The sequence below is a fragment of the Sporomusaceae bacterium genome, from assembly GCA_031460455.1.
Lineage (GTDB): Bacteria > Bacillota > Negativicutes > Sporomusales > UBA7701 > Anaeroselena.
Genome location: JAVKTQ010000001.1, coordinates 498,433 through 519,186, shown reverse-complemented (window position 1 = coordinate 519,186; position 20,754 = coordinate 498,433). Strand labels below are relative to the sequence as shown.

Annotated in this window: 23 protein-coding genes and 2 other annotated features (1 of these 25 only partly in view); of the genes, 10 read left to right on the top strand and 13 right to left on the bottom strand. The window is 61.9% G+C overall.

From position 1 onward, the window contains the following. Positions 1-82, bottom strand: a binding site (T-box leader) (it extends 161 nt beyond the left edge of the window). A gap of 146 nt (positions 83-228) precedes the next feature. Continuing rightward, entirely contained in the window at positions 229-1,338 is a 1,110-nt protein-coding gene (locus RIN56_02790) for a ParB/RepB/Spo0J family partition protein (protein MDR7865713.1), read from the top strand. A gap of 124 nt (positions 1,339-1,462) precedes the next feature. On the opposite strand, the gene RIN56_02785 is transcribed toward RIN56_02790, so the two are convergent. The 4 genes from RIN56_02785 to RIN56_02770 form a co-directional block, all read right to left on the bottom strand. After that, the gene (locus RIN56_02785) at positions 1,463-1,945 is read right to left on the bottom strand and encodes a DUF2975 domain-containing protein (protein ID MDR7865712.1); all 483 of its coding nucleotides are present in this window, start codon (positions 1,943-1,945) and stop codon (positions 1,463-1,465) included. A gap of 194 nt (positions 1,946-2,139) precedes the next feature. Then, a complete protein-coding gene (locus tag RIN56_02780; protein ID MDR7865711.1) occupies positions 2,140-2,511 on the bottom strand; it encodes a hypothetical protein in 372 nt (123 codons plus the stop codon). Then, positions 2,508-3,899, bottom strand: coding sequence for an aminotransferase class V-fold PLP-dependent enzyme (locus RIN56_02775; protein ID MDR7865710.1), 1,392 nt, complete (start codon positions 3,897-3,899; stop codon positions 2,508-2,510). Before RIN56_02775 ends, RIN56_02780 begins: the two co-directional genes overlap by 4 nt. Positions 3,900-3,997: 98 nt before the next feature. Further along, entirely contained in the window at positions 3,998-5,038 is a 1,041-nt protein-coding gene (locus tag RIN56_02770; GenBank protein MDR7865709.1) for an amidohydrolase family protein, read from the bottom strand. Between the two features lie 192 nt (positions 5,039-5,230). Here RIN56_02770 and RIN56_02765 point away from each other — a divergent pair, with 192 nt between their 5' ends. Further along, entirely contained in the window at positions 5,231-5,887 is a 657-nt protein-coding gene (locus RIN56_02765) for a DNA alkylation repair protein (GenBank protein MDR7865708.1), read from the top strand. A gap of 6 nt (positions 5,888-5,893) precedes the next feature. On the opposite strand, the gene RIN56_02760 is transcribed toward RIN56_02765, so the two are convergent. From RIN56_02760 to RIN56_02740, 5 genes are all read right to left on the bottom strand, one after another. Then, the gene (locus RIN56_02760) at positions 5,894-6,427 is read right to left on the bottom strand and encodes a MerR family transcriptional regulator (protein MDR7865707.1); all 534 of its coding nucleotides are present in this window, start codon (positions 6,425-6,427) and stop codon (positions 5,894-5,896) included. An 11-nt stretch (positions 6,428-6,438) separates the two neighbouring features. Then, positions 6,439-6,921: an SRPBCC family protein gene (locus RIN56_02755; protein ID MDR7865706.1), complete on the bottom strand. Its 483-nt coding sequence runs from the start codon at positions 6,919-6,921 to the stop codon at positions 6,439-6,441. Between the two features lie 118 nt (positions 6,922-7,039). After that, entirely contained in the window at positions 7,040-7,927 is an 888-nt protein-coding gene (locus RIN56_02750; GenBank protein MDR7865705.1) for an MBL fold metallo-hydrolase, read from the bottom strand. Positions 7,928-8,076: 149 nt separating this feature from the next. Continuing rightward, the gene (locus RIN56_02745; protein ID MDR7865704.1) at positions 8,077-8,730 is read right to left on the bottom strand and encodes a TetR/AcrR family transcriptional regulator; all 654 of its coding nucleotides are present in this window, start codon (positions 8,728-8,730) and stop codon (positions 8,077-8,079) included. Then, positions 8,727-10,106 carry an NAD(P)H-dependent oxidoreductase gene (locus RIN56_02740; protein ID MDR7865703.1) on the bottom strand — a complete coding sequence of 460 codons (1,380 nt, stop codon included), beginning with the start codon at positions 10,104-10,106 and terminating at the stop codon, positions 8,727-8,729. Before RIN56_02740 ends, RIN56_02745 begins: the two co-directional genes overlap by 4 nt. 175 nt (positions 10,107-10,281) lie before the next feature. Between RIN56_02740 and RIN56_02735 the strand changes: the two genes are divergently transcribed. Beyond that, positions 10,282-10,866: a hypothetical protein gene (locus tag RIN56_02735; protein MDR7865702.1), complete on the top strand. Its 585-nt coding sequence runs from the start codon at positions 10,282-10,284 to the stop codon at positions 10,864-10,866. Positions 10,867-10,917: 51 nt separating this feature from the next. Here RIN56_02735 and RIN56_02730 read toward each other — a convergent pair whose 3' ends face one another. From RIN56_02730 to RIN56_02715, 4 genes are all read right to left on the bottom strand, one after another. Continuing rightward, entirely contained in the window at positions 10,918-11,769 is an 852-nt protein-coding gene (locus RIN56_02730) for a hypothetical protein (GenBank protein ID MDR7865701.1), read from the bottom strand. A 171-nt stretch (positions 11,770-11,940) separates the two neighbouring features. Next, on the bottom strand, positions 11,941-12,435 hold the full coding sequence (locus RIN56_02725; protein MDR7865700.1) for a CBO0543 family protein: 495 nt from the start codon (positions 12,433-12,435) through the stop codon (positions 11,941-11,943). Between the two features lie 79 nt (positions 12,436-12,514). Beyond that, positions 12,515-12,685 (bottom strand): hypothetical protein, encoded by a 171-nt coding sequence (locus RIN56_02720; protein MDR7865699.1) that lies wholly within the window; start codon positions 12,683-12,685, stop codon positions 12,515-12,517. A 113-nt stretch (positions 12,686-12,798) separates the two neighbouring features. Then, on the bottom strand, positions 12,799-13,149 hold the full coding sequence (locus RIN56_02715; protein ID MDR7865698.1) for a carboxymuconolactone decarboxylase family protein: 351 nt from the start codon (positions 13,147-13,149) through the stop codon (positions 12,799-12,801). Positions 13,150-13,753: 604 nt separating this feature from the next. On the opposite strand from RIN56_02715, the gene RIN56_02710 reads away from it, so the two are divergent. The 7 genes from RIN56_02710 to ileS all read left to right on the top strand — a co-directional run bounded on the left by RIN56_02710 (position 13,754) and on the right by ileS (position 20,686). Further along, positions 13,754-14,449, top strand: a complete 696-nt coding sequence (locus tag RIN56_02710; GenBank protein MDR7865697.1) for a YggS family pyridoxal phosphate-dependent enzyme — start codon at positions 13,754-13,756, stop codon at positions 14,447-14,449. A 14-nt stretch (positions 14,450-14,463) separates the two neighbouring features. Then, positions 14,464-14,904: a cell division protein SepF gene (locus RIN56_02705; GenBank protein ID MDR7865696.1), complete on the top strand. Its 441-nt coding sequence runs from the start codon at positions 14,464-14,466 to the stop codon at positions 14,902-14,904. Between the two features lie 33 nt (positions 14,905-14,937). After that, positions 14,938-15,756: a pyrroline-5-carboxylate reductase gene (gene proC / locus RIN56_02700; protein MDR7865695.1), complete on the top strand. Its 819-nt coding sequence runs from the start codon at positions 14,938-14,940 to the stop codon at positions 15,754-15,756. Continuing rightward, positions 15,753-16,538, top strand: a complete 786-nt coding sequence (locus RIN56_02695) for a YlmH/Sll1252 family protein (GenBank protein ID MDR7865694.1) — start codon at positions 15,753-15,755, stop codon at positions 16,536-16,538. The genes proC and RIN56_02695 overlap by 4 nt, the downstream gene beginning before the upstream one ends. A 12-nt stretch (positions 16,539-16,550) precedes the next feature. Beyond that, positions 16,551-17,003 (top strand): DivIVA domain-containing protein, encoded by a 453-nt coding sequence (locus tag RIN56_02690; GenBank protein ID MDR7865693.1) that lies wholly within the window; start codon positions 16,551-16,553, stop codon positions 17,001-17,003. A 2-nt stretch (positions 17,004-17,005) separates the two neighbouring features. Further along, positions 17,006-17,317, top strand: a complete 312-nt coding sequence (locus tag RIN56_02685) for a DUF167 domain-containing protein (GenBank protein ID MDR7865692.1) — start codon at positions 17,006-17,008, stop codon at positions 17,315-17,317. A gap of 81 nt (positions 17,318-17,398) precedes the next feature. Beyond that, positions 17,399-17,599 (top strand) — a binding site (T-box leader). A 294-nt stretch (positions 17,600-17,893) separates the two neighbouring features. Then, complete coding sequence (gene ileS / locus RIN56_02680; protein MDR7865691.1) at positions 17,894-20,686, top strand: isoleucine--tRNA ligase; 2,793 nt, start codon at positions 17,894-17,896, stop codon at positions 20,684-20,686. Positions 20,687-20,754 lie beyond the last annotated feature (68 nt).

The window sequence follows — 20,754 nt, the reverse complement described above, 5'->3', positions numbered from 1 at the left end:
GTCAGTCTGCCTACCGGTTCGCACCAGCCACCGGCTCTCTGCACGGCCCGAAAAACTTACTTCTCCCGCTCATGGCATTTTTGGTATGTATTTACAGACATTATATAGCGGGGCGGGGCGGGTGTCAATCCCTGTGGAAACATCCGCGGGGCCGGCGGGCGGGCAGGAATAAGCGGCAGGCTGTCGAATTGAGAGGCGAAACGGGACATGCGGGAGAGGATATTAGCAGTGAAACTGGTTGAGATCGATATTAATTTGATTGATGAGGATAGCGAGCAGCCGCGCCGCGAATTCGACAAGAAGGCGATCGAGGAGCTGGCGGAGAGTATCAGCGAGGTCGGGCTTTTAAACCCGATCAAGGTTTACAAGGTGAAGTACGGCCGCTACAAGATCGTGTTCGGCAACCGCCGCTACAAGGCGCTGAAGATGCTGGGCTTCAGAAAGATCCCGTGCATCCTGTCCGATAATACCGACGAGCTGGATATTTATTTCGAGCAGCTGACCGAAAACATCCAGCGGCGGGATTTCACGCCGATCGAGGAGGCGGAGGGCTTTCAGAAGCTGCTCGACGGCGAGAAGTGGAAGCTGTCGAAGAAGTATCTGTCGAGCCGCCTGGGCAAGACGGAGAAGTATATCACGAACAAGCTGGCCTTGCTGGTGTTCGGCCCGGAGATCAGGAGGATTATCCACGGCGGGGCGGAGATCCTCGCCGGCCAGCTGTCGGAGGAGCAGGCGCTGGGGCTGAAGGATGTGCCGCTGGCGTACCGCGACAATCTGGCGCTGAAGGTGGCCAGGGATCAGCGGAGCGCGAGGGACGCGAAGCGGATCGCCGGGCTGTTTGTGAGCGAGGAGTTCGACGCGCCGACGAAGGAGAAGTTTCTGAAGATGCCCTGCCATGAGCTGGTGGCGCTGAGTGTGGACGCCGAACGCCGCCAGGAGCTGGCGAAGACGGCGGAGGCCAAGGCGGCCCCGGCGGGGTCTGCGCCGGCGGTGGCCCCCCTGAAGCCGGCAGCGGCGGACGGGGACGAGGCGGCGACGCCGGTGTTAGCCGAGGCGGCGGCGGTGGTGACGGGCGCCGGGGATGGCGCGGAGCAGGCGGCGGACCGGCCCGTACGCGAGGGCGCACCGGCCGCGCCGGCCGCGGTGTCCAGACTGCTGGCGGTCATGCCGGCGGCCGAGGCTGTGCCGGCGGAGGCGCTGGCCGCGTTGGCGACGCTGGCGGACGCGGAGCGGGCTGCGCTGCTGGCGGCCGTGGGGGCGTCGCTGACGGCGCTCGAAGGCCGGGTGGCGGAGCTGGCGCGGATAAAGGCGGCGCTGGAGGAAGGGAGCAAGGAATAGGGAAGCCGCCGTAGGCGCTTATTTATGCTAAGAATTAAGAAAGACACCTGAATTATCATAGGGTGTTCCGTTCCGGATGGGAAAAACAAAAAGTAGGTGCCTTTTGGCACCTACTTTGTCATTGTTAATCATTTTTTGGTTTTAATTCTAGGATATTTTTTAATGGCTTTTGAAGTACGTCCACAATGGCTGCGATGATACTTGCTGCTAAAACCCCCATTAGACCTAGAGATACTGGACCTGCTGCATCATCACCTGTGAATTGAGCACGCACCCTTAAATAAACTATTGCCAACAAAATGAAGAAAATGACAGTAAAAGCGCATTTCTTTATGATATTCAAAGATTCGAGGGATAATTCAGAGAAAGCATTGTTCTTTTCGATATAGGTTAACAGTTTATATAATTGATACAAAGCTACAGAAAACGTAATAAATATTCCATATGCACATACCAAAAGCGGATATAGCGAATAATCACCCGGACGCTCTATCGCGTCTCTTTTGGCTGCTTCAGGCAACAAAAATATACACACGGCAAGCACGGCAATTCCAATCAGAAAATTTATTACCTTTAAGAACGTGGTTGAACCATGTTTAACATTCATGCAAAGCGCCTCACTGCCGAATAATGAATTTATTATTTTCATCTATTAAAAAAAACACTCCTCCAAAAGTATTGACACTTTTTAATAAACTTAAACAATACAAAGACAAACTGACACTAAAACTAGTGCCAGTTTGCTTGACATTTAAGGCCGATTTTTAAAATGCCGATTCAAAACGGACCGCCCGAGAATTATCAGGTGTCTTTTTTTCGCAGGTCGCGCCTGACTCGGTCGCTGATCGCCGCCGAGACGAACGGCGCAAGGTAGATTACGCTCCAGGGTATGAAGTCCCGCAAATCGACCAAGATGATGGTGAAGGCGATTGAGGCTGCCAGCGAGACCAAGCTCCTGATGACGATGGCGTGCGGGGTGAAGCGCCGGACGGCATCGTCGGCCGCGAGGACGGCAGGCATGCCGATTCCCGCCGTGAGGCCGAAGTAAAACAGTTTCATGCCGATTTCTGCGGGTTGAAAGAGGAGGTATGCCAGGAGCCATACGGCGTAGGCGAGCGCGACGCGTACGGCCAGGTGAACGTTGTCCGGGAGCTTTGCGGCTTGCTTTATCATGCGTTTTCGCACCTTGCCGTGATGAAGGCGCGGGCGGAGCGGTCGATGTCTTCGTCGGTGGTGCGGTAGGAGCAGACGCTGATGCGGATGACGGTTTCGCCCTGCCACTGGGCGGGGCCGCACCAGCATTCGCCGGAGCGCTGGATTGCCTCGAGGGTCTTTTTCGTCAGGGCTTCGTCGCCGCAGGCGACGAGGATTTGGTTGAAGCAGACGTCGTTGAGGATACGGAAGCCGTTTTTCTCAAGAGCGGCGGCGAAGCGCCGGGCTTTGCGGCAGAGGTCGTCGACGAGCTGGCCGGCGCCGGTGCGGCCGAGGGCCTTGAGCGAGGCCCACAGCTCGACGGCCCGCGCCCGCCGCGACATGTCGGCGGTGTAGATCATGCCGTCGCGCTGCTCGCTGTAGACGATGTAGGAGCCGGTCATGCTCATCGCCTGGGCGAGGGCGTCGCGGTGGCGACAGAGGACGACGCCGCTGTCGTAGGGGGCGTTGAGGGTTTTGTGGGCGTCGGCCGACCAGGAGTCGGCGAGGTCGACGCCGGCGGTGAGGGAGCGGAGGCTGGGGGAGGCGGCGGCCCACAGGCCGAAGGCGCCGTCGACATGGACCCAGGCGCCGGCTTCGCGGGCGCGGGGGCAGATGGCGGCGAAGGGGTCGAAGGCGCCGGTGCTGACGTTGCCGGCCTGGAGGATGAGGAGGGTGCTGTCGTCGAGGGGCGGGAGTTTATCGGCGAGCATCCGGCCCTGGTCGTCGACCGGCACTTTGATGAGGCGGTCTTTGCCGAGGCCGAGGATGGAGAGGGCCTTGTAGACGGTGGAATGGGCGCCGGCGCCGAGGACGACGCGGATTTCGGGGGCGCCGAACAGGCCGTTGGCGCCCGCGTCCCAGCCTTTGCGGCGGAGGAGGAAGTCGCGTCCGGCGGCGAGGCCGCAGAGGCTGGCGGTGGAGGTGCCGCTGACGAAGCCGGCGGCGGTGCCGGCAGGCAGGCCGAGCAGGTCGACGAGCCAGTGCTCGCAGACTTCTTCGAGGACGGCGGTGACGGGCGATATTACGTAGAGGGCGGCGTTCTGGTCCCAGGTGTCGCCCAGCCATCGGGCGGCGAGGGCGGCGGGGATGATGCCGCCGTTGACGAAGCCGAAGTAGCGGCCGCCGGTCTGGGCGACGGTGGCCGGGGAGCCGCAGCGGTGAAGCCGGGCGAGGATGTCGCGCGGGTCGGCGGGGGCGTCAGGCAGCGGCTCGCGGAAGGCGTCGAGGCCGGCGATGGCTTCGGTGCCGGGGAAGACGGGCCGGTCGGCGACGGTGCGCATGTAGTCGAGGGCGTATTCTTTGGCCTGTTCGTACAGGGCCCAGTCTTCGGCGTGCCGCCGGAAGCGGCCGGAGATGTTGTCTGGCATTGTCAGTCCCCCTTTGGACGGCGTTTGGGCCGTCATATCAACAGTATAATTCTGGAATAGCCGGGAGTCAAACGGGGCGGGGCATGTATGTAAGACTGTTAATCAGCCCAGACTTGGCCGGTCATCAGCCGCCAGGCGTTTTTGAAGGCGATCTTTTCGGCGGCGTCCCGCGGCAGGTCGCTGAGGACGACGCTGCGGAAAGTCTGGAATACGGAATCGTAACCGTCCCAGCGGCCGGTGTTGACGTCGCTGCCGAGGACGAAGCGGTCGGCATGGTCGATGAGCAGCTGCCGCCAGCCGCGTTCCAGGCAGGGGGTGTCGCCGCCGAGGTCGTACATGATGCCTTCGACATAGCCGGTGAGGCGGTATTTTGCGCCCGGCGGGGACTGGACAAGGTCAAAATAAAGGTTGGGGTATTTTTCCAGTAGGTGGCGAACAGCGCTCGGGGTCTGGAATTTCCGCCAGGTGGCCGGGTTGCGGTTGCGGCCGACATGGCACCAGACGACTTTGGCGCCGGGAAATTCGGCGAGCATGGCCTCCATTTCCGGGAGGAGGGCGTCTTCGGCTTCATGATGAATCAGGAAGGGGATGCCGGTTTCCTGCGACAGCGCGAATATCGCCCGGAACGATTCGCTGGTAAGCGGCAGGTGGATGTCGCGGTTGTTGGTGCTGGACGGGTAATGACGGGCCTCGAATTCGCCCATCGCGAAGTACTGGCCGGAGCGGGCGGCGGCGGCGATGCTGTCCAGCAGGTCTTTGTGTTTGCCGTGCCACAGCGGACCGTCGCCGTGGATGGTCGTGGGGACGAAGTAGCCGGGATGCGACCGGCTGGCCCGGAGCGAATACTCGTTGCCCAGCTTTTCGTTCGGACCAAGCCAGGTCAGGGCGACGCCGTTCCGGTCCATTTTGTCTGTCAACTCTTTGAGGCCGAGTTTGCCGCCCCAATGCTGCTCGACGTCGATGATGGGGATCTGGCCGGCCCGGATGGTGCGGATGCGTTGTTCGAAGAGCTTTATTTGCGCAGCCTTGTCGTCGGACGCGGGCTCGCCGGACGCTTGTCGCGGCGACCAGCCGGCGAAAGCGGCCAGCGCTAAAGCCGTTATCAGGAAGCAAGCGATTATCGATTTTTTCCCAGTCATGTTGAGTCGCTCCTTTGTAGGGACTTTGCTTGTTGCGTTGTTAGTATTTGGCAAGATATAGCGCAGTTCCTTTTTTGGGGGCGGTGCAACTGTCTGCTCTGCGGATGCGGCGAGAGGCGCCAAGCGAGAGCGGCAGGATTTGCCGCGCCGCCGGCGAAAGCGGGGAATAATATATTTTTAGGCGGTGGTTTTGTGGACGAGGAGTTGATCGCGGCGTTTTACGCGCACCGGAATGAGGCGAAGGCCGGGTTTATGGCGGCGTATATGAAGGATAAGTTCCCTTTCCTGGGGATTGCCAAGCCGGAGCGGACGGCGCTGGCGCGCGGTTTTTTGCGCGGGGCGAGGAAGGCGGTGGCGGTGGACCGGGGGCTGGTCGACCGTCTGTGGGCGCTGCCGGAGAGGGAGTTTCAGTATTTGGCGGTCGATTATCTGTCAGCGGTGAAGGACAAACTGGCGGCGGGAGATATCGACAGACTGGCGGGGCTGATAACGGCCAAAGCGTGGTGGGATACGGTAGACGCCCTGGCGGCGGTTGTTATTGGGCATTTGTGCGCTCGGCACCCGGAGCTGGCCGGCAGCCATATGGTGGAATGGTCGGCGGGGGAGAACATCTGGCTGGCGCGGACAGCGATTCTGTTTCAGCTTAAATATAAGGAAAAGACCGACACGGAGGTGCTCGGTCTGGTGATCCGCAATACGTGCGGGACGAAGGAGTTTTTTCTCAACAAGGCGATCGGCTGGGCGCTCAGGGAGTATTCGAAGACGGACAGGGAGTGGGTGCGGGCGTTCATCGCCGGCCACAGGCTGCATCCGTTGAGCGTGCGCGAGGGGAGCAAGTATCTGGGGTGAGAGCCGCTACTCCTGATAGTCGGCGCGGGCCCAGGCGCGGATTGCGGCGATTTCGGCGGCGGGGTAGCCGACGGAGGCCAGGAAGGCTTCATGCTTGCCGGGGCTGGCGAGTTCGAAGTCGCGGTGCCATTGCCACTGGTCGATGTCGCTGAAGCCGGCCGCTTTGAAGAGTTCCTGCCAGGCGGCTTTGTCGACCGGCCCGCGGCTTTCCCGCGCCTGGAAGTCGAGCAGCAGCCGCACGATGAGTTTCTGCCGGGCGCGCAGGAGTTCGATTTCCCGGTTGAGGGTGTGCACCTGGCTTTGCAGGAGCGCGGCGGCGCCTGACTGGGGGCCGTCGAGGAGGGCTTTGATCTGGGCGAGGGTGAGCCCGGCGGCGCGGTAGGTGCAGATCTGGCCGAGTTTTTGGCAGTCGGCTTCCGTGTAGGTGCGGTAGTTGGCAGCGGTGCGGCCGGAGCCGGGCAGCAGGCCGATGGAGCCGTAGTAAAGCAGCGTGCTGCGCGCCAGTTTGTATTTTTTCGCCAGCTGCCCGATGGAGTACAAGCCGCTTCCTCCTAACTTTGGCGGGTTTTTAGCATGCGTCCGGTGCGGGCATAGTGGTCGAGGAGTTGTTCGAGACGCGCTATGTCCTGGGCGTGTTCGGCCGGGATTCTTTCGGTAATTGCTGCGTTGCCCCGGTCGCTGAGGCCGGTGAAGGTGTGCGCGACTTCTATGACGCAGCCGCTGTCGCCTTCGGGGCGCAGAACGAAGGCTAGTTTCACGATCATGAGGCCGGGCACGAATCTTATGTAGTCGCCTTCGGCGGGGGGGTTATGTCTGATCATGACCCAGTAGGCTTCGCCTTCGTCCGGGAAGGCGGTTTTGAAGGTGCAGTCGAGTTCGGCCAGGCCGGACTGCGAATAGATCATTTCGTAGGACCAGTCGTCGATCCAGTCTTTCTCCCGCTCGGGGCAGAGCAGCGGGAATACGGCGGCGGGAGCGGCGGCGATGTGCATGGTGTGGCGCAGTGTTATCCTTTTTCCGCGAAAGGCTGTCATTATCCTTCCTCCTGGTGTTTTAATCACTGCTGCAAGTCTAAACTGTGAAGCTGTAGTCGGGTCAAGAGCCGTAACAGATTTTTCGCAAAAAAAACCGCCGTTTGACGGCGGTTTTGGCTTATTGGGCATTGGGGCAGGACAGTCCGTTTTCCCGCAGGACGGTTTTGATCATGTTTTCGGTGTTGAGACGGAAGGCGGCGAGGGGCTGTTCGCGCCGGCTGCCTTCGTCCCGCATGTCCCGCTCGTAGGCGACGAGGATTTCTTCTGCGCTGCGGCCCTGGCGCGCGTGGGCGAGGATGAAAGCGACGGCGGCGCGGATGGCGGCTTCGCAGTCGTCCCAGAAGGCGATGCGCTCCCGGCCGCAGAGGGGGCCGTGATGGGGCGGGACGATGACGGCGGGATCGAGTTTACGGCACTTTTCGACAGAGGCGAGGGCGGCGGCGCTGCTGGTGATGAAGGAGGGGTAGACTTTGCCGCCGCTCATGTAGCCGGTGGATTCGCTGGCGAAGAGGGTGCCGCCGCCTGCCAGGAAGGAGAGCGAGCAGCGGGTGTGGCCGGGGGTGGCGTGGATGGTCACGCCGAGGCCGCCGAGGTCGAGTTTGTCGCCGTCGCCGACGACGGCGTCGATTTTGAGCAGGGCGTCGTCATAGGGGGGAAGCTCGCCGGCGCGGAAGATGGCCGCGGCCTGGGAACCGAGGGCGCGGATTGTCTGGAGGGCGCGGCTGCGGGTGAATACGTAAGCGGCGTGCTCGGCGCCGAGCACTTTGACGGCGGGCCATGCGCCGCGGAGGTGGGGGATGGCGCCGATGTGGTCGTAGTGGGAGTGGCTGATGAGGATGTAGTCGAGCGGCCGGTCTGCCAGCTGCCGGCTGATGTTGGCGATGAGGGCGGGGGCGCAGTAGGCCATGCCGGTGTCGATGAGGGCTGTTTTGTCGCGGCCGGTGAGCAGGAAGGCTTTGCCGCCCCGTCCGGCGGTGACGTCGGCGATTGAGTGGGTTTTTATCATAGTTATTATAGTATACACCTTGGCGGCCGGCGACGGCAAGCACTGTGGACGGGAAAGCCCGCCATTGTCATGGCGGGCTTTGCTTCAGCGGAGTTTGGGGAGGAGGGCGGCGATGAGTTTGGGGCCGACGCCCCAGATGGGGGGCTGTTTCATAAGCTGTCACTCTCCCGGCAGGGGTAGGCCGGCGCGGCGGGGATGAGGACCATGCCGTGACCGATGACGCCGACGGCGGTGGCGATCATGGCGTCGAGGGTGGTGCCTGCGTCCTTTAGGGCGCCGCTTTTGTGGGCGCGGAAGACGCCTTCGGCGACTGAGTGCAGGAAGAGGGCGAGGGAGGGAGGATCGAAGGCCCGGAGCTGTCCGGCGGCGATGCCTTCGCGGATTACGTCTTCCATGAGGGCATTGACCTGACGGTGGAGGCTGTCGAGTTTTTCCCGCGGTTCGGCGGGCAGGTCGATGCCGGCCATGGGGTTTTCGGCGAGGTGGAGGATGGCGAACAGTTCGGGTTCGGTGTGGAAAAATTCCCAGTAGGCAAGGAACATGGCCCGCAGCCTGAGACCGGCCGCGTCGCCGCTGCCGGCCGCGCGGGCGAAAGCGGCCAGGAGCCGGTCGTAGCCCTGGCGGCAGATGTGGAAGAAGATTTCCGCTTTGCTGGTGAAGTGGAAGTAGAGGGGGCCGGTGGATATGCCGGCCTCCTGGGCGATGGTACGCATGGCGGTTTTATGGTAGCCGCGGGTGAGGAAGAGGGCGCGGGCGGCGGTGAGGATGGCGTCGCGGGTGGTGTCGGGGCTGGCGGTGGTCATAGGCTGCCCACCAGCTTTTTCAGGGGGGCGAGCATGTGGGTGGTAAATTGCGGGCCGTAGATTTGTTTGCGGACGGCGGGGATGTGGACCAGCCAGTACATGAGGGTGCTTCTGAGGCGGGCGGCCCAATCGCGCTGGGGGAAATCGTAGAGGCCGTGGGTCTGGAAGTAGCGGTGGTCGGCGACGAAGGGGAAGCGCATCCTGGCCCAGATTTCGTCGCGGAAGAGTTTGGCGCCGGCGATGCCGAGGAAGGAGGGAGGCGGGAGGTAGCCGCGTTCGGCCTGCAGGACGGCGGCGGCCGCCAGGTTGTCCAGGAGGGCGTCGGTTTCGGCTGATTCGCCTTCGGCGGTGACGATGCCGAGGAAGGCGCTGTGCTGGAATTCGCCGTAGGCTTCGAGGATCTGGCGGAGGTTGGCGAGCTGGGCGAGGGGGCCGCTGACGAGGAAGGCGAACTGTTTGCCGCCGAGGGTGGGGACGTGATTGTTGAAGAAGGTGCGGTCGAAGTAGGTTTTCCAGCGGGCGGAGAGGTAGCGGTCGCGGATGGCGCCGGCGTAGACGACGATGTCGGCGGCTATGACTTTTTCCCGGTAGAAGGCGGTGAAACCGTCTTTACCTTCGTAGACGCAGGTGTTGTCGTAGGAGCAGCGGCAGCAGCCGAGGCAGCCGCCTTTGATGTCGAGGTCGCGGAGGTTGACGGTTTCGACCGGGCCGTGGAAGGCGGCGGCGAGTCTGGCGGTCATGGCGGCGAGGTTGGCGTCGCCGGGCGCTTCGTCGGTGACGATGAGCACTTTGCGGTCGCCGGTGTCTACGGGGGCGGCGGCAGGGCCGGGAGTGTAGCGGCGGTCCGCGGGGACGACGGGCTGGTGGGCGCGGGCGGTGGGCAGGCCGCGGGCAACGGCGGCGAGGAAGTTTTCCATGTAGGCGAGGAGGCGGCCCTGCTCGGCAGGGATGAAGAGGTCGTTCATTTTGGCGGAGTAGCGGCCGAAGTAGCGCATGCCCCAGTCGTCGGCGATTGCGTTGATGTAGTTGTGGGCGGTGTGGTCGAAGAAGCGGATGGAGGTGGAGAGGGAGGCGGCGTATTTGCCGCGGAAGGCTTCGGCTGCGCCGCGTTCGCCGACCAGCTCGATGAAGCGTTTATAATTGCCGTGGACGAGGAGGTAGTATACGGGGAAGGCCCACAGGACGGCGTCGGCTGCGCGGACCTGGGCGAGGAGGGCCTCGAAGGCTGCCGGGTCGTTTTCGAGCTGCCGGCAGCGCTGGGCGATGTTGACGATTGTGAAGGTGTGGCCGGGCTGCTTTTTGGCGAGGAAGGCGACGTACTGCATTGTGATGCTAAGGTCGCCTTTGGGGCTGCCGTTCAGGACGAGGATTTCCATTTCGCTTGCCTCCTACGGGCCGCAGAGGTGGCCCTGTAACGTTGTTATATTATGCTGTAAGTATAACGCTGTTACAGAGGATTAGTCAATAGTCAGGACGGGCATGACTGCCTGTGTTGCGGATTTGCCGGTGTCGGCATATTATGTAGCAGATGGCAGCTAGGGAGGGATGTTTATGAACGGGGCGAGGCCTGACGTTCCCGGATGCTTCGAGGGTGAAGCGTGCTTTAGCGGCGCGGCGGTAAGGCTGCGGGAGCATTTTCGCCTGTTGTGGGAGCAGCACGTGTATTGGACGAGGATGGTCATTATCAGTATCGCGGCCGGGTCGCCCGACCTTGAGGCGACGACTGCGCGGCTGCTGCGCAACGCAACCGATATGGCAAGGCCGTTCGGGCGGTTTTACGGCCGGGATGCGGCGGCGGAGTTCGCGCGGCTTATCCGCGACCACCTGACGATCGCCGCCGAGCTGGTGACCGCGGCGAAGGCCGGCGACAACGCGGCCGCGGCGACGGCGGAACGGCGCTGGTACGCTAACGGCGAGGATATCGTACGTTTTTTGAGTCATGTTAATCCGTGCTGGCGAATGGCGGCGATGCGGAAGATGTGGTTCGAGCATCTGGCGCTGACCAAGGCGGAGGCGGTGGCCCGCCTCGGAGGCGAATACGCCAGGGATATCGAGATTTTTGACCGGATCGAGAAACAGGCGCTGCTGATGGCTGACGAATTTGCCGCCGGCATCAGCCGCCAGTTCGGCTTCTGAAGTCAGGGGGTATAGCAAACCCTGCGCGATAGCGCGCAGGGTTCTTTCGCGTCATTTTGTTTTTTCGCCGAGATATTTGCCGTTGGCCCACTGGCCTTTTTGGACGGCGCCGTTGGGGTAGCGGAGGATGCCGTAGCCATGCATGGCGCCGTTGGCCCATTCGCCTTCGTAGCGTTCGCCGGTGGGCCATTTGAGGATCCCTTTGCCGTGGCGTTTGTCGCTGACGAAGTCGCCTTCGTAGCGGGCGCCGCTCGACCAGGTGTAAATACCCTTGCCGCTGAGTTCGTTGTTTTTGAATTCGCCTTCGTAGCGGTCGCCGTTGGCCCAGGTATAGGCGCCTTTGCCGGTGCGGACGCCGCTTGCCAGTTCGCCTTCGTAGCGGTCGCCGTTGGCCCAGGTGGAAACGCCTTTGCCGGTGCGTTCGCCTTTAACCCAGTCGCCGTCGTAACGGTCGCCGCCGGCCCAGGCAATCGTTCCTTTGCCGTGCTGGAAGCCGTCCACCCAGTTGCCTTCGTAGCGGTCGCCGGTCTCGGTGATCCATACGCCGTGGCCGTTCATTTTGTCGTTGCGCCAGAGGCCGGAGAAGCTGACGCTGCTTGCTTCGAAGGTCATGGCGCCGACGCCGTCCCGCTTGCCTTTGCGCATTTCGCCGTCATATTTGTAGAGCGGGTTTTTGCTGAGGGTGAACCACTGGAGAACGCCTTTCCCGGTGACGTAGCCTTCGGGGTCCGCTTCGCCGGACCAGGTGACGATGTGGTCGGAAAACGCTAATTCGTCCCAGACTTTGTAGCCTTTTTCCGTCGTGACCCAGACGCCTTCGGCGGATGCCGCGGCCGGCAGGAGGACAACCAGGGATACCGCCAAAACAAGGCAGAAGAGGCTGGTGCGGAGTGAACGCGGCATGTTATCACTCTCCTCTAGTAAGCGGTGAGTAGCGGGTAGCTGTTCAGAGGCGTTTATAGTAAAAAGACAGAATTGCGTGATAAAAATATTCCCCGTCCGACGGAAAAATCCTGCTTATCCGCCGGGACGGGAAAAGGCAGCGCGAAGGGTAAGACAGGCGGACGCGAGGCGTCAGCGGCCGTAGCGCCCGGCGCCGAAGCGGTCGCAGCCCCGGCGGAAGAAGGCGATGAAGGCGCGGGACATGAGGAAGGTGATGGCGAGGGTGTAGAAGCTGGTGAACCAGGTCCAGTCGCGGTATCTGATGAGGTTGGTGTGGCGCTCTAGGGGGTATTCGACGGCGACGATGCCGGCGCTGAAGAGGAGGGCGTAGCCGACGATCGCCGTGAGGCCGCGCGTGCGGGTGATTTGATTGTAGAGGACGCAGAGGACGGGGAAGACCCATAGCTCGAAGAGGACGCTGGTCTCGTAATAGCGGGGGAAAAGGCGTTCGGGGTATTCGATCATTTTCAGGGATACTACCGGACTGCCCCAGATGAAGTCGAGGGTGCATTTGAAGAGGAAGACGACGACCCAGTCGCGGAAGTAGCGCCAGTCGACGGCGAAGATGAGCAGCAGCAGGGTGATCGCCGCCGACGATATTACGATGATCTGTTCGGTGACTGCCATGGGCATAGCCCCTTCCTGTCCGCCGTTTCCTGTTTAGTATGGCCGGAAGGACGGGGAATATTGCGGCTGGAGCGGAATGTCAGGAGAGCCGGTCGGTGTCGTCGCCGGCTGTGGTGTCGGTGGCGAGGGTTTTGTCGTTGTCGGCGGTGCGGGGGCCGTCGTGGAATTGGCCGCTGGGGTTGAAGCTGGATTCGTAGCCGAGCTGGTCTTTGTCGATGGCCGACCAGGGGGATTTGCGCTTATATGTCATGGTTTTCACCTCCGCGGCTAGTTTCCCCGCGGCCGGCGATTATAATCCGCGCGCGCAGGGGCGGACGGAAAACCCCCACGCCTGTCGGCGCGGGGGCTGGCGGGAGCGAGGGCTCAGGGGCGGTTGGCGTAGATTTCGTCGAGCATGCCGAGCAGGTGGTCGCGGACGACGACGAAGGAGGGACCGCCGCCGAATTCGATGCCGATGGAGGCGGCTTCGAGGGCCTGTTCGCGGGTGGCGCCGGCGGCGATGGCGTTGTTGAGGTGGTTGCCGAGGCAAGGGATGCAGCGGGTGGCGACGGAGGCGGTGACGGCCATGAGTTCTTTGTCGCGGCGGGTGAGGGCGCCGGGTTTGTAGTAGTATTTCATGAGTTCGTTGAAGCCGTTGTAAAGGTCGGGGGCTTCCGATTCGAGGCGGTCGCGGTTGGCTTTGCGGGTGGCGAGGATTTGTTCGAGTTCTTTCATTTTGGTTACTCCTCTCGTGAGTGTTTGGTTCAATTTTCGCAGGCGGGGATGGGATATTATTGTATTTTCTTGCTGTGTTCGCTGACGTAAGAAAAGCCTTAATAAAGACCTAAAGGAGTTTGTTGTACAAAAGGAATTAAAGCCTGGTATAGAAAGTGCGCTAGTTAATTCGCTTATTCTTGAGCCTAATTTTCATGGGATTGGTTTTTAGCTTTAAGGGTTTTAAAGAGTTTTTGGGGTGAATCAATGTTTTGGCACTGCGTGGGCGAGCAAACGGAAGGCGACATTGCGGAGGGCGGTACGCGCCGTAGGCGAAGCCGGTCGCAGCGACGCCGCACCAAGGAATGAGACAAAAACCAACACAACATAACTAATTAAAAATGTATAAGACCAAAGGCTGTCAGAAGGCCTCAGATGCAAGGCGCACCGGAGGATGCGCGCGCAGGTGTACTTGGTTGCGTACGCCGAGCGCGACATCCGGGCAGAGCGTCGCAGATGGGGGCTTATCGCAGCTTTTGGCATGATATTTTTTATGTTAATGGCAGATACTAAGAGGAAAATTATGTTTATGGGCGAATAGAAAGGAATATTAGGGGGTTTGTCCATGTCTATCGCCGATAACCTGGCTCTCGTCAGGCATAACGTCGACCTTGCCGTGGCCCGCCGGCGCGATGTGCCGGTGACGGGGCCGCGGGTGAAGGTGGTGGCGGTGACGAAGAACCACGAGGCGGCCGAGGTACGCGAGGCGCTGACGGCCGGGGCCGAGGCGCTGGGCGAGAACCGGGTGCAGGAGGCGACGGCGAAGGCCGCGCTGCTGCCGCCGGCCGAGTGGCATCTGATCGGCCATCTGCAGACGAATAAGGTCCGCCAGGCGGTGCCGCTTTTCACGCTGATCCATTCGCTGGACAGCGAGAAGCTGGCGCTGGAGGTGGAGCGGGTGGCGGCCAGGATGGACAAGCACCAGGATGTGCTTATCCAGGTGAATGTGGCCGGTGAGGATACGAAGTCGGGCGTGGCGCCTGGCGGCGTGATGGAGCTGGCCAGACTGGCGAGCGGTCTTGCGCATGTGAGGCTGTGCGGTCTGATGACGATGGCGCCTTTTTACGAGGACGCCGAGCAGGCCCGCCCGGTGTTCCGGGAGCTTTACGGGATATTTGCCGCCCTGAAGGCGGCCGCTCTGCCGAATACGGCGATTGAGTGGCTGTCGATGGGGATGACTAACGATTACGGTGTGGCGGTGGAAGAGGGGGCCAACCTGGTGCGCGTGGGCACGGCCATCTTCGGACCGCGCCATTACTAAAAGGGGGAAGCGTCGTGAAATTTATGGAGAAGGTTTGGGGCAGCCTGGGTCTTTTCGAGCCGGTGGAGACGGTGGAGGAGGAGCAGCAGCGCCCCCGCCAGGAGGAGCCGGAGAGCAAGGGTAAGAAGGGTGGGAATATCGTGAATTTGCCGACAGCCCAACCCAAGCAGATGAAGGTTATGGTGGTGGAACCGTTCGTTTTCGACGATGCCCAGTACGTGGCCGATCATTTGAAGAACCGCAAGCCGGTGGTGATCAATCTTGAGAATACGGATAAGGAAGTGGCCAAGCGGATGATCGATTTCATCAGCGGCACGACGTATGCTCTCGGTGGGACGATCCAGAAGATCGGCAATAATATTTTTTTGTGCGCGCCTAATAATGTCGATGTTGCTTACAACAGCCGCGAGGAGAGCCTGGAGAGGACGATTCTGCCCTGGAACAGTAAGCAGTAGTATTTTTCGGCCGCCGGATGCGGGAGGACAGAGATGTTGACGAATAAGCGGATTTTGTTTGTCGGCGGCGGCGCGATCGCCGAGGCGCTGGTACGCGGGATGCTGCAGGCCGGCCTGGTTTCCGCCGGGCAGCTGACGGTGGTCGATGTGTCGGCGGACCGCCTCGATTATATGGCGAAGACTTATAAGGTGGCGACGGCGCGGGATTCGGCCGCGGCGGCCGCGAAGGCGGATGTGCTGTTTTTGACGGTGAAGCCGCAGGTTATCGGCGAGGTGCTGACGGTGCTTTCGCCGGCGGTGGCGAAGACGACGCTGGTCGTTTCGGTGGCCGCGGGGGTTACGCTGGCGACGCTGGAGGATAAGCTGCCGGAGACGCCGGTTATCCGGGTGATGCCGAATACGCCGGTGGCCGTGGGGGCGGGGATGAGCGCACTCGCGCTCGGCCGCCACGCGAGCGACAAGGACGGCGAGGTGGCCGCGGCGCTGTTCGCGGCGGTGGGCCGGGTCGTAACTGTGAAAGAGGACGCTATGGACGCGGTGACCGGGTTGTCGGGCAGCGGTCCGGCGTTTGCATATGTGATGATCGATGCGCTGGCCGACGCCGGGGTGCGGGTGGGGTTACCCCGCCAGACGGCGATCACGCTGGCCGCGCAGACGCTCTACGGAGCGGCGAAGATGGTGCTGGAGACGGGCGAACACCCGGCGAAGCTCCGCGATATGGTGACCTCGCCGGCGGGCACGACGATCGCCGGGGTGCACACGCTGGAGCAGAAGGGCGTGCGGGCCGCGCTGATGGATGCTGTGGTGGCGGCTACGGAGCGCTCGCGCGAGATGGGGCAGAAGCATAAATGAGCGAACGGGAAAAGATTCTGCGCTTTTACCGCGCCAGCGGCGAGTCGGATCTGGCCGCGAGGCTGGTGGATCTGGCCGAGGGGGCGCTGAAGAGCAGACGGTATAAGGTGAGCGAGTTTCTCGATCCTTTCGGCTACAGTATCGCCGAGACGGTAACCGCCCATTATCCGCGGGTTAAGCTGGAAGCGGACGGGGGCTATCCGGGGGCTGAGCGGGTAAAGGCGGCGTTTGTCGAGGAGGATTTCCGCGGCAAGCCGGATTTCGAGCTGGCGGCCCTGGCGGCCGAGGTGGATGTGCGGTATTACAGCATCAGCCACCGGGATGTGCTGGGGGCGGTGCTGGCTTTAGGCGTGAAGCGCGAGGTCGTGGGCGATATCGTGATGGGCGGCCGGGGCTGCCAGATTGTGTGCGACGCGACGCTGGCGGGGTTCATCAAGGATAATCTGCATAAGATCGGGGCGGCCCCTGTTGAGCTTGCGCCGATCGCGCTGGCCGATATCGCGCCCCGCGAGGAGAAGGTGAAGGAGATCCGGGCGACGGTGGCGTCGCTGCGGCTGGATACGATTGCGGCGGCTGGCTACGGGACTTCGCGCAGCCAGATGACGGAGGAGATCGAGGCCGCAAAGGTGAAGGTGAACTGGCAGGATGCCAAGGGCCCCGCGCAGGCGATCAAGGCGGGGGATGTCATCTCGATGCGCGGCCGCGGCCGGGTCGAGGTGGTGGAGATCCTCGGCCAGACAAAGAAGGGCCGGACGAGTATATATCTGAAAAGGTTTATATAAGGGAGTGGGGCAATGCTGACGCCATTAGACATCCACAACAAAGAATTCAAACGCGGCTTCCGCGGCTACAGCGAGGAAGAGGTGGACGCTTTCCTCGATGAGGTGGTCAAGGATTACGAGAAGCTGTACCGCGAGAACATCGAGCTGAAGGAGACGCTCGACCGGGTGAACAGCAAGCTGGAGCATTATCAGCATATGGAGAACACGCTCCACAGTACGCTGGTTATCGCTCAGGAGACGGCCGAGGAGGTCAAGCTTAACGCCCGCAAGGAGAGCGAGCTGCAGATCAAGGAGGCCGAGATCCGCGGCCAGAAGCTGGTGGAGGAGTCGATGTCGAAGGTCCGCCGCCTGCATGGCGAGTATGAGGAACTGCAGAAGCAGTCCCAGATTTACCGGACGCGGATGCGGACGCTGCTGCAGGCCCAGCTGGAGATGCTGCAGAACGCGCAGGAGGACGACAACTAGCGGTGGATTTTGCGGCGCTGGATGTGAGAGAGGGGCCGGAGGGCGTGACCTTCAGGGTGCGGGTGCAGCCGCGCGCGTCGCGCTGCGCCGTTACGGGCCTGGCGGGGGCTGCCGTCCGGGTGGCTCTGACGTCGCCGCCGGTGGAGGGCGCGGCCAACGCGGCCTGCACGGCGTTTTTCGCCGAGCTGCTGAAGGTGGCTAAGGGCCGGGTGGCCATCGTGGCCGGGCTGAAGAGCCGCGACAAGACGGTGCGGGTGGCCGGCCTGGGCAAGGCGGCGCTTTTTGCCGCGCTGGCGACGGTAAAGTTTGACTAAAAGCGACGCGGTCGTATATAATATTGTGCATACAGTATTTTCAAGCATAGCCGCGGCGACGTTTATCAACAGCCGAATACAACAAAAGCGATGACGGAGAGAGTAGCCTTTCTGTGTCTTCCCAGCGAGCCGGGGGCGGTGGAAGCCCGGCAGGACCGATGCGGTGAAGATCCCTCCCGAGCTGCGGACCGAAGGCAGTAGGCTCCGCCGCGTGACGGGCGTTAGACGTTTTGAGTGGCGTGAGCAAGTAGGGTGGTACCGCGAGATAACCTCGTCCCTTTTAGGGCGAGGCTCTTTTTATTTGGGGCAGTCGTTGATAAGCGAAACTTGGCGAGGGCGATTAGCCCGCGCCTTAGTTGAGCTATCCGCGCCGGCGCGGGAAAGCGCCGCATCTGCTGCGTTGCTCCTCAGAGCGCTTGCTAGCGTACGTCCGAGTACGCGTCGCGGCGCGCTCTTCCGGTGCGCCTTGCATCTACGGCCTTCTGAACGGCCGCGGCGCATTGAAGGTTTTAGGCGGATAAAGAGGACGCCGGGGTTTGAAATTTTCGTGTTCTATATTTTACGGAGGTGGCTGGGATGGATTACAGCAAGACTTTGAATTTGCCGCAGACGGAGTTCCCGATGCGGGCGGGGTTGCCGGAGCGGGAGCCGGAGCTTTTGGCATACTGGGAGAAGAACGATATTTATAAAAAGAAGCTGGCGGCGTCGAAGGGCAAGACGAAGTTCATCCTCCACGACGGGCCGCCGTACGCGAACGGCAGTATCCATATCGGCACGGCGCTCAACAAGGTGCTGAAGGATATCATTATCAAGTATAAGTCGCTCAGGGGCTATGACGCACCGTATGTGCCGGGCTGGGATACGCACGGGATGCCGATCGAGCACGCGGCGATCAAGATCCTCGGTCTGAACCGCCATGAGCTCAAGGCTCTCGATCTCCGGCGCGAGTGCAAGCAGTACGCGCTGAAGTGCCTCGATCTGCAGCGCGATGATTTCAAGCGCCTGGGGGTGCAGGGGGACTGGGACGATCCGTATATCACGCTCAAGCCGTCGTTCGAGGCCAAGCAGATCGGCGTTTTCGGCGCGATGGCCAAGAAGGGCTATATCTACAAGGGCCTGAAGTCGGTCTACTGGTGCACGACGTGCGAGACGGCGCTGGCTGAGGCGGAGATCGAGTATGCGGAGAAGAAGTCGCATTCGATTTTCGTGAAGTTCCCGCTGGTGGACGATAAGGGCAACTTGCCGGTGGGCGTGGATGCCGCGAATGTTTATTGCGTGATCTGGACGACGACGCCGTGGACGCTGCCCGCGAATACGGGTATCGCGGTCCACCCGGAGTTCGATTATGTGTGGGTCCAGTTCGGCAGCGAGGTATACCTGATGGCGGCCGAGCTGGTGAAGAGCGTGGCCGAGGCGAACAAGCTCGGCGAGTATACGGTGCTGGGTGAGCCGATGAAGGGCGAGACGCTGACGGGGATGCTGTTCGGCCACCCGTTCATCGACCGCGAGTCGCGGGTTGTGACCGGCGATTATGTGACGCTGGACGCGGGCACGGGCTGCGTGCATACCGCTCCCGGCCACGGGGTGGAGGACTTCGAGACAGGGGTCAAGTTCGGACTGCCGATCATCAATCCGGTGGATCACGCCGGCAAGTTTACGGCCGAGGGCGGCATGTTCAAGGGGCTGTTCGTGGAGGACGCGAATGTGCCGATTTTGAAGGAGGTGGCCCAGCGGGGCCTGCTGCTTGGCAAGGGGTCGCTCCGCCACCAGTACGCGCATTGCTGGCGCTGCAAGAGCCCGGTTATTTACCGGGCGACGGAGCAGTGGTTCGCGTCGGTGGAGGGCTTCCGCGAGGCTGCGCTGGCGGCGATCGCCGATGTGCAGTGGATCCCGCCGTGGGGCGAGGAGCGCATGCACAATATGGTGGCCGACCGCCAGGACTGGTGCATTTCCCGCCAGCGGGTGTGGGGCGTGCCTATCCCGATTTTCTATTGCAAGGAGTGCGGCGAGCATATCGTTAACGATACGACGATCGCGGCGGTGCAGGAGCTTTTCGGCCGCGAGGGGTCGGACGCGTGGTGGCAGTACGAGGCGGAGGATATTCTGCCGGCCGGCTTCAAGTGCGAGCATTGCGGCCACGGGGGTTTCCGCAAGGAGACGGATATCATGGATGTGTGGTTCGACAGCGGGTCGAGCTGGGCGGCGGTGGCCGAGGTGCGGCCGGAGTTGGAGTGGCCGACGTCGATGTATCTGGAGGGCAGCGACCAGCATCGCGGCTGGTTCCAGTCTTCCCTGCTGACGACGGTGGCGACGCGCGGCCGGGCGCCTTACCGCTCGGTGTTGACCCACGGGTTCGTGGTGGACGGCGATGGCCGGAAGATGTCGAAGTCGCTGGGGAACGTGATTTATCCGCAGGAGGTCATCAAGCAGTACGGGGCGGAGATTCTTCGCCTGTGGGTGGCTTCGGCGGATTACAAGACCGATATCCGCATTTCGAACGATATCTTAAAGCAGCTGGCGGAGGTTTACCGCAAGATCCGTAACACTTTCCGCTATATCCTCGGCAATCTCGCCGATTTCGACCCCGACAAGGACCGGGTGGAGTACGACGAGCTGTTGGAGCTTGACCGCTGGGCGTTGCTGCGCCTGGAGCAGGTGCGCCAGAAGGTGACGAAGGCGTACGACGATTACGAGTTCCATCTCCTTTATCATACTGTGCACAATTTCTGCACGGTGGATTTGTCGTCGATTTATCTCGATATCCTCAAGGACCGGCTGTATACGTCGGTGCCCGGCTCGGTGGAGCGGCGGGCGGCGCAGACGGCGATGTACGATATCCTGGTGACGCTGGTGGCGATGCTGTCGCCGGTGCTGTCGTTTACGACGGAGGAGGCCTGGCAGCATATGCCGAAGGCCAAGGGTATGCCGGAGAGCGTGCAGATGGTGCTGTGGCCCAAGGAGCGGCGCGATTGCCTGGACGCCGGCCTGGAGGCGAAGTGGGATAAGATCCTGGCGCTGCGCGGCGAGATTACGAAGGCGCTGGAGAACGCCCGCCGGGCGAAGACGATCGGCCATTCGCTGGATGCCGCGGTCGAGTTGTGGGCGGATGGCGACAATTACCGCCATCTGATGGCGGTGAAGGACGATCTGGCGACCATCCTGATCGTGTCGCAGGTGAAGGTGACCGAAGGGGTCGCACGGGCTCCGCAGGATGCGTACCGCGCCGAGGAGCTGGCGCTGGCGGTGGCGGTGGTTCCGGCCGGCGGCGTGAAGTGCGAGCGGTGCTGGATGTACAGCGAGACTGTGGGCGCCGACGCCGAGCATGAGGCGCTGTGCCCGCGGTGCGCGGCGGTCGTGAAGAAGTTGTAGGATAAGAACCCCGGGCGGAGGCTCCGGGGTTTCTTGTTTTTTTTGTGTATTTCTGGCAGGAGGATGGA

Coding starts and splice junctions, on each gene's coding strand:
- RIN56_02755 (MDR7865706.1), bottom strand. CDS start 6,921: ATGACAGCCTTTCGCGGAAAAAGGATAACACTGCGCCACACCATGCAC.
- RIN56_02740 (MDR7865703.1), bottom strand. CDS start 10,106: ATGGAAATCCTCGTCCTGAACGGCAGCCCCAAAGGCGACCTTAGCATC.
- RIN56_02750 (MDR7865705.1), bottom strand. CDS start 7,927: ATGATAAAAACCCACTCAATCGCCGACGTCACCGCCGGACGGGGCGGC.
- RIN56_02735 (MDR7865702.1), top strand. CDS start 10,282: ATGAACGGGGCGAGGCCTGACGTTCCCGGATGCTTCGAGGGTGAAGCG.
- RIN56_02725 (MDR7865700.1), bottom strand. CDS start 12,435: ATGGCAGTCACCGAACAGATCATCGTAATATCGTCGGCGGCGATCACC.
- RIN56_02780 (MDR7865711.1), bottom strand. CDS start 2,511: ATGATAAAGCAAGCCGCAAAGCTCCCGGACAACGTTCACCTGGCCGTA.
- RIN56_02730 (MDR7865701.1), bottom strand. CDS start 11,769: ATGCCGCGTTCACTCCGCACCAGCCTCTTCTGCCTTGTTTTGGCGGTA.
- RIN56_02695 (MDR7865694.1), top strand. CDS start 15,753: ATGAGCGAACGGGAAAAGATTCTGCGCTTTTACCGCGCCAGCGGCGAG.
- RIN56_02770 (MDR7865709.1), bottom strand. CDS start 5,038: ATGACTGGGAAAAAATCGATAATCGCTTGCTTCCTGATAACGGCTTTA.
- RIN56_02690 (MDR7865693.1), top strand. CDS start 16,551: ATGCTGACGCCATTAGACATCCACAACAAAGAATTCAAACGCGGCTTC.
- RIN56_02710 (MDR7865697.1), top strand. CDS start 13,754: ATGTCTATCGCCGATAACCTGGCTCTCGTCAGGCATAACGTCGACCTT.
- RIN56_02715 (MDR7865698.1), bottom strand. CDS start 13,149: ATGAAAGAACTCGAACAAATCCTCGCCACCCGCAAAGCCAACCGCGAC.
- ileS (MDR7865691.1), top strand. CDS start 17,894: ATGGATTACAGCAAGACTTTGAATTTGCCGCAGACGGAGTTCCCGATG.
- RIN56_02720 (MDR7865699.1), bottom strand. CDS start 12,685: ATGACATATAAGCGCAAATCCCCCTGGTCGGCCATCGACAAAGACCAG.
- RIN56_02785 (MDR7865712.1), bottom strand. CDS start 1,945: ATGAATGTTAAACATGGTTCAACCACGTTCTTAAAGGTAATAAATTTT.
- proC (MDR7865695.1), top strand. CDS start 14,938: ATGTTGACGAATAAGCGGATTTTGTTTGTCGGCGGCGGCGCGATCGCC.
- RIN56_02775 (MDR7865710.1), bottom strand. CDS start 3,899: ATGCCAGACAACATCTCCGGCCGCTTCCGGCGGCACGCCGAAGACTGG.
- RIN56_02745 (MDR7865704.1), bottom strand. CDS start 8,730: ATGACCACCGCCAGCCCCGACACCACCCGCGACGCCATCCTCACCGCC.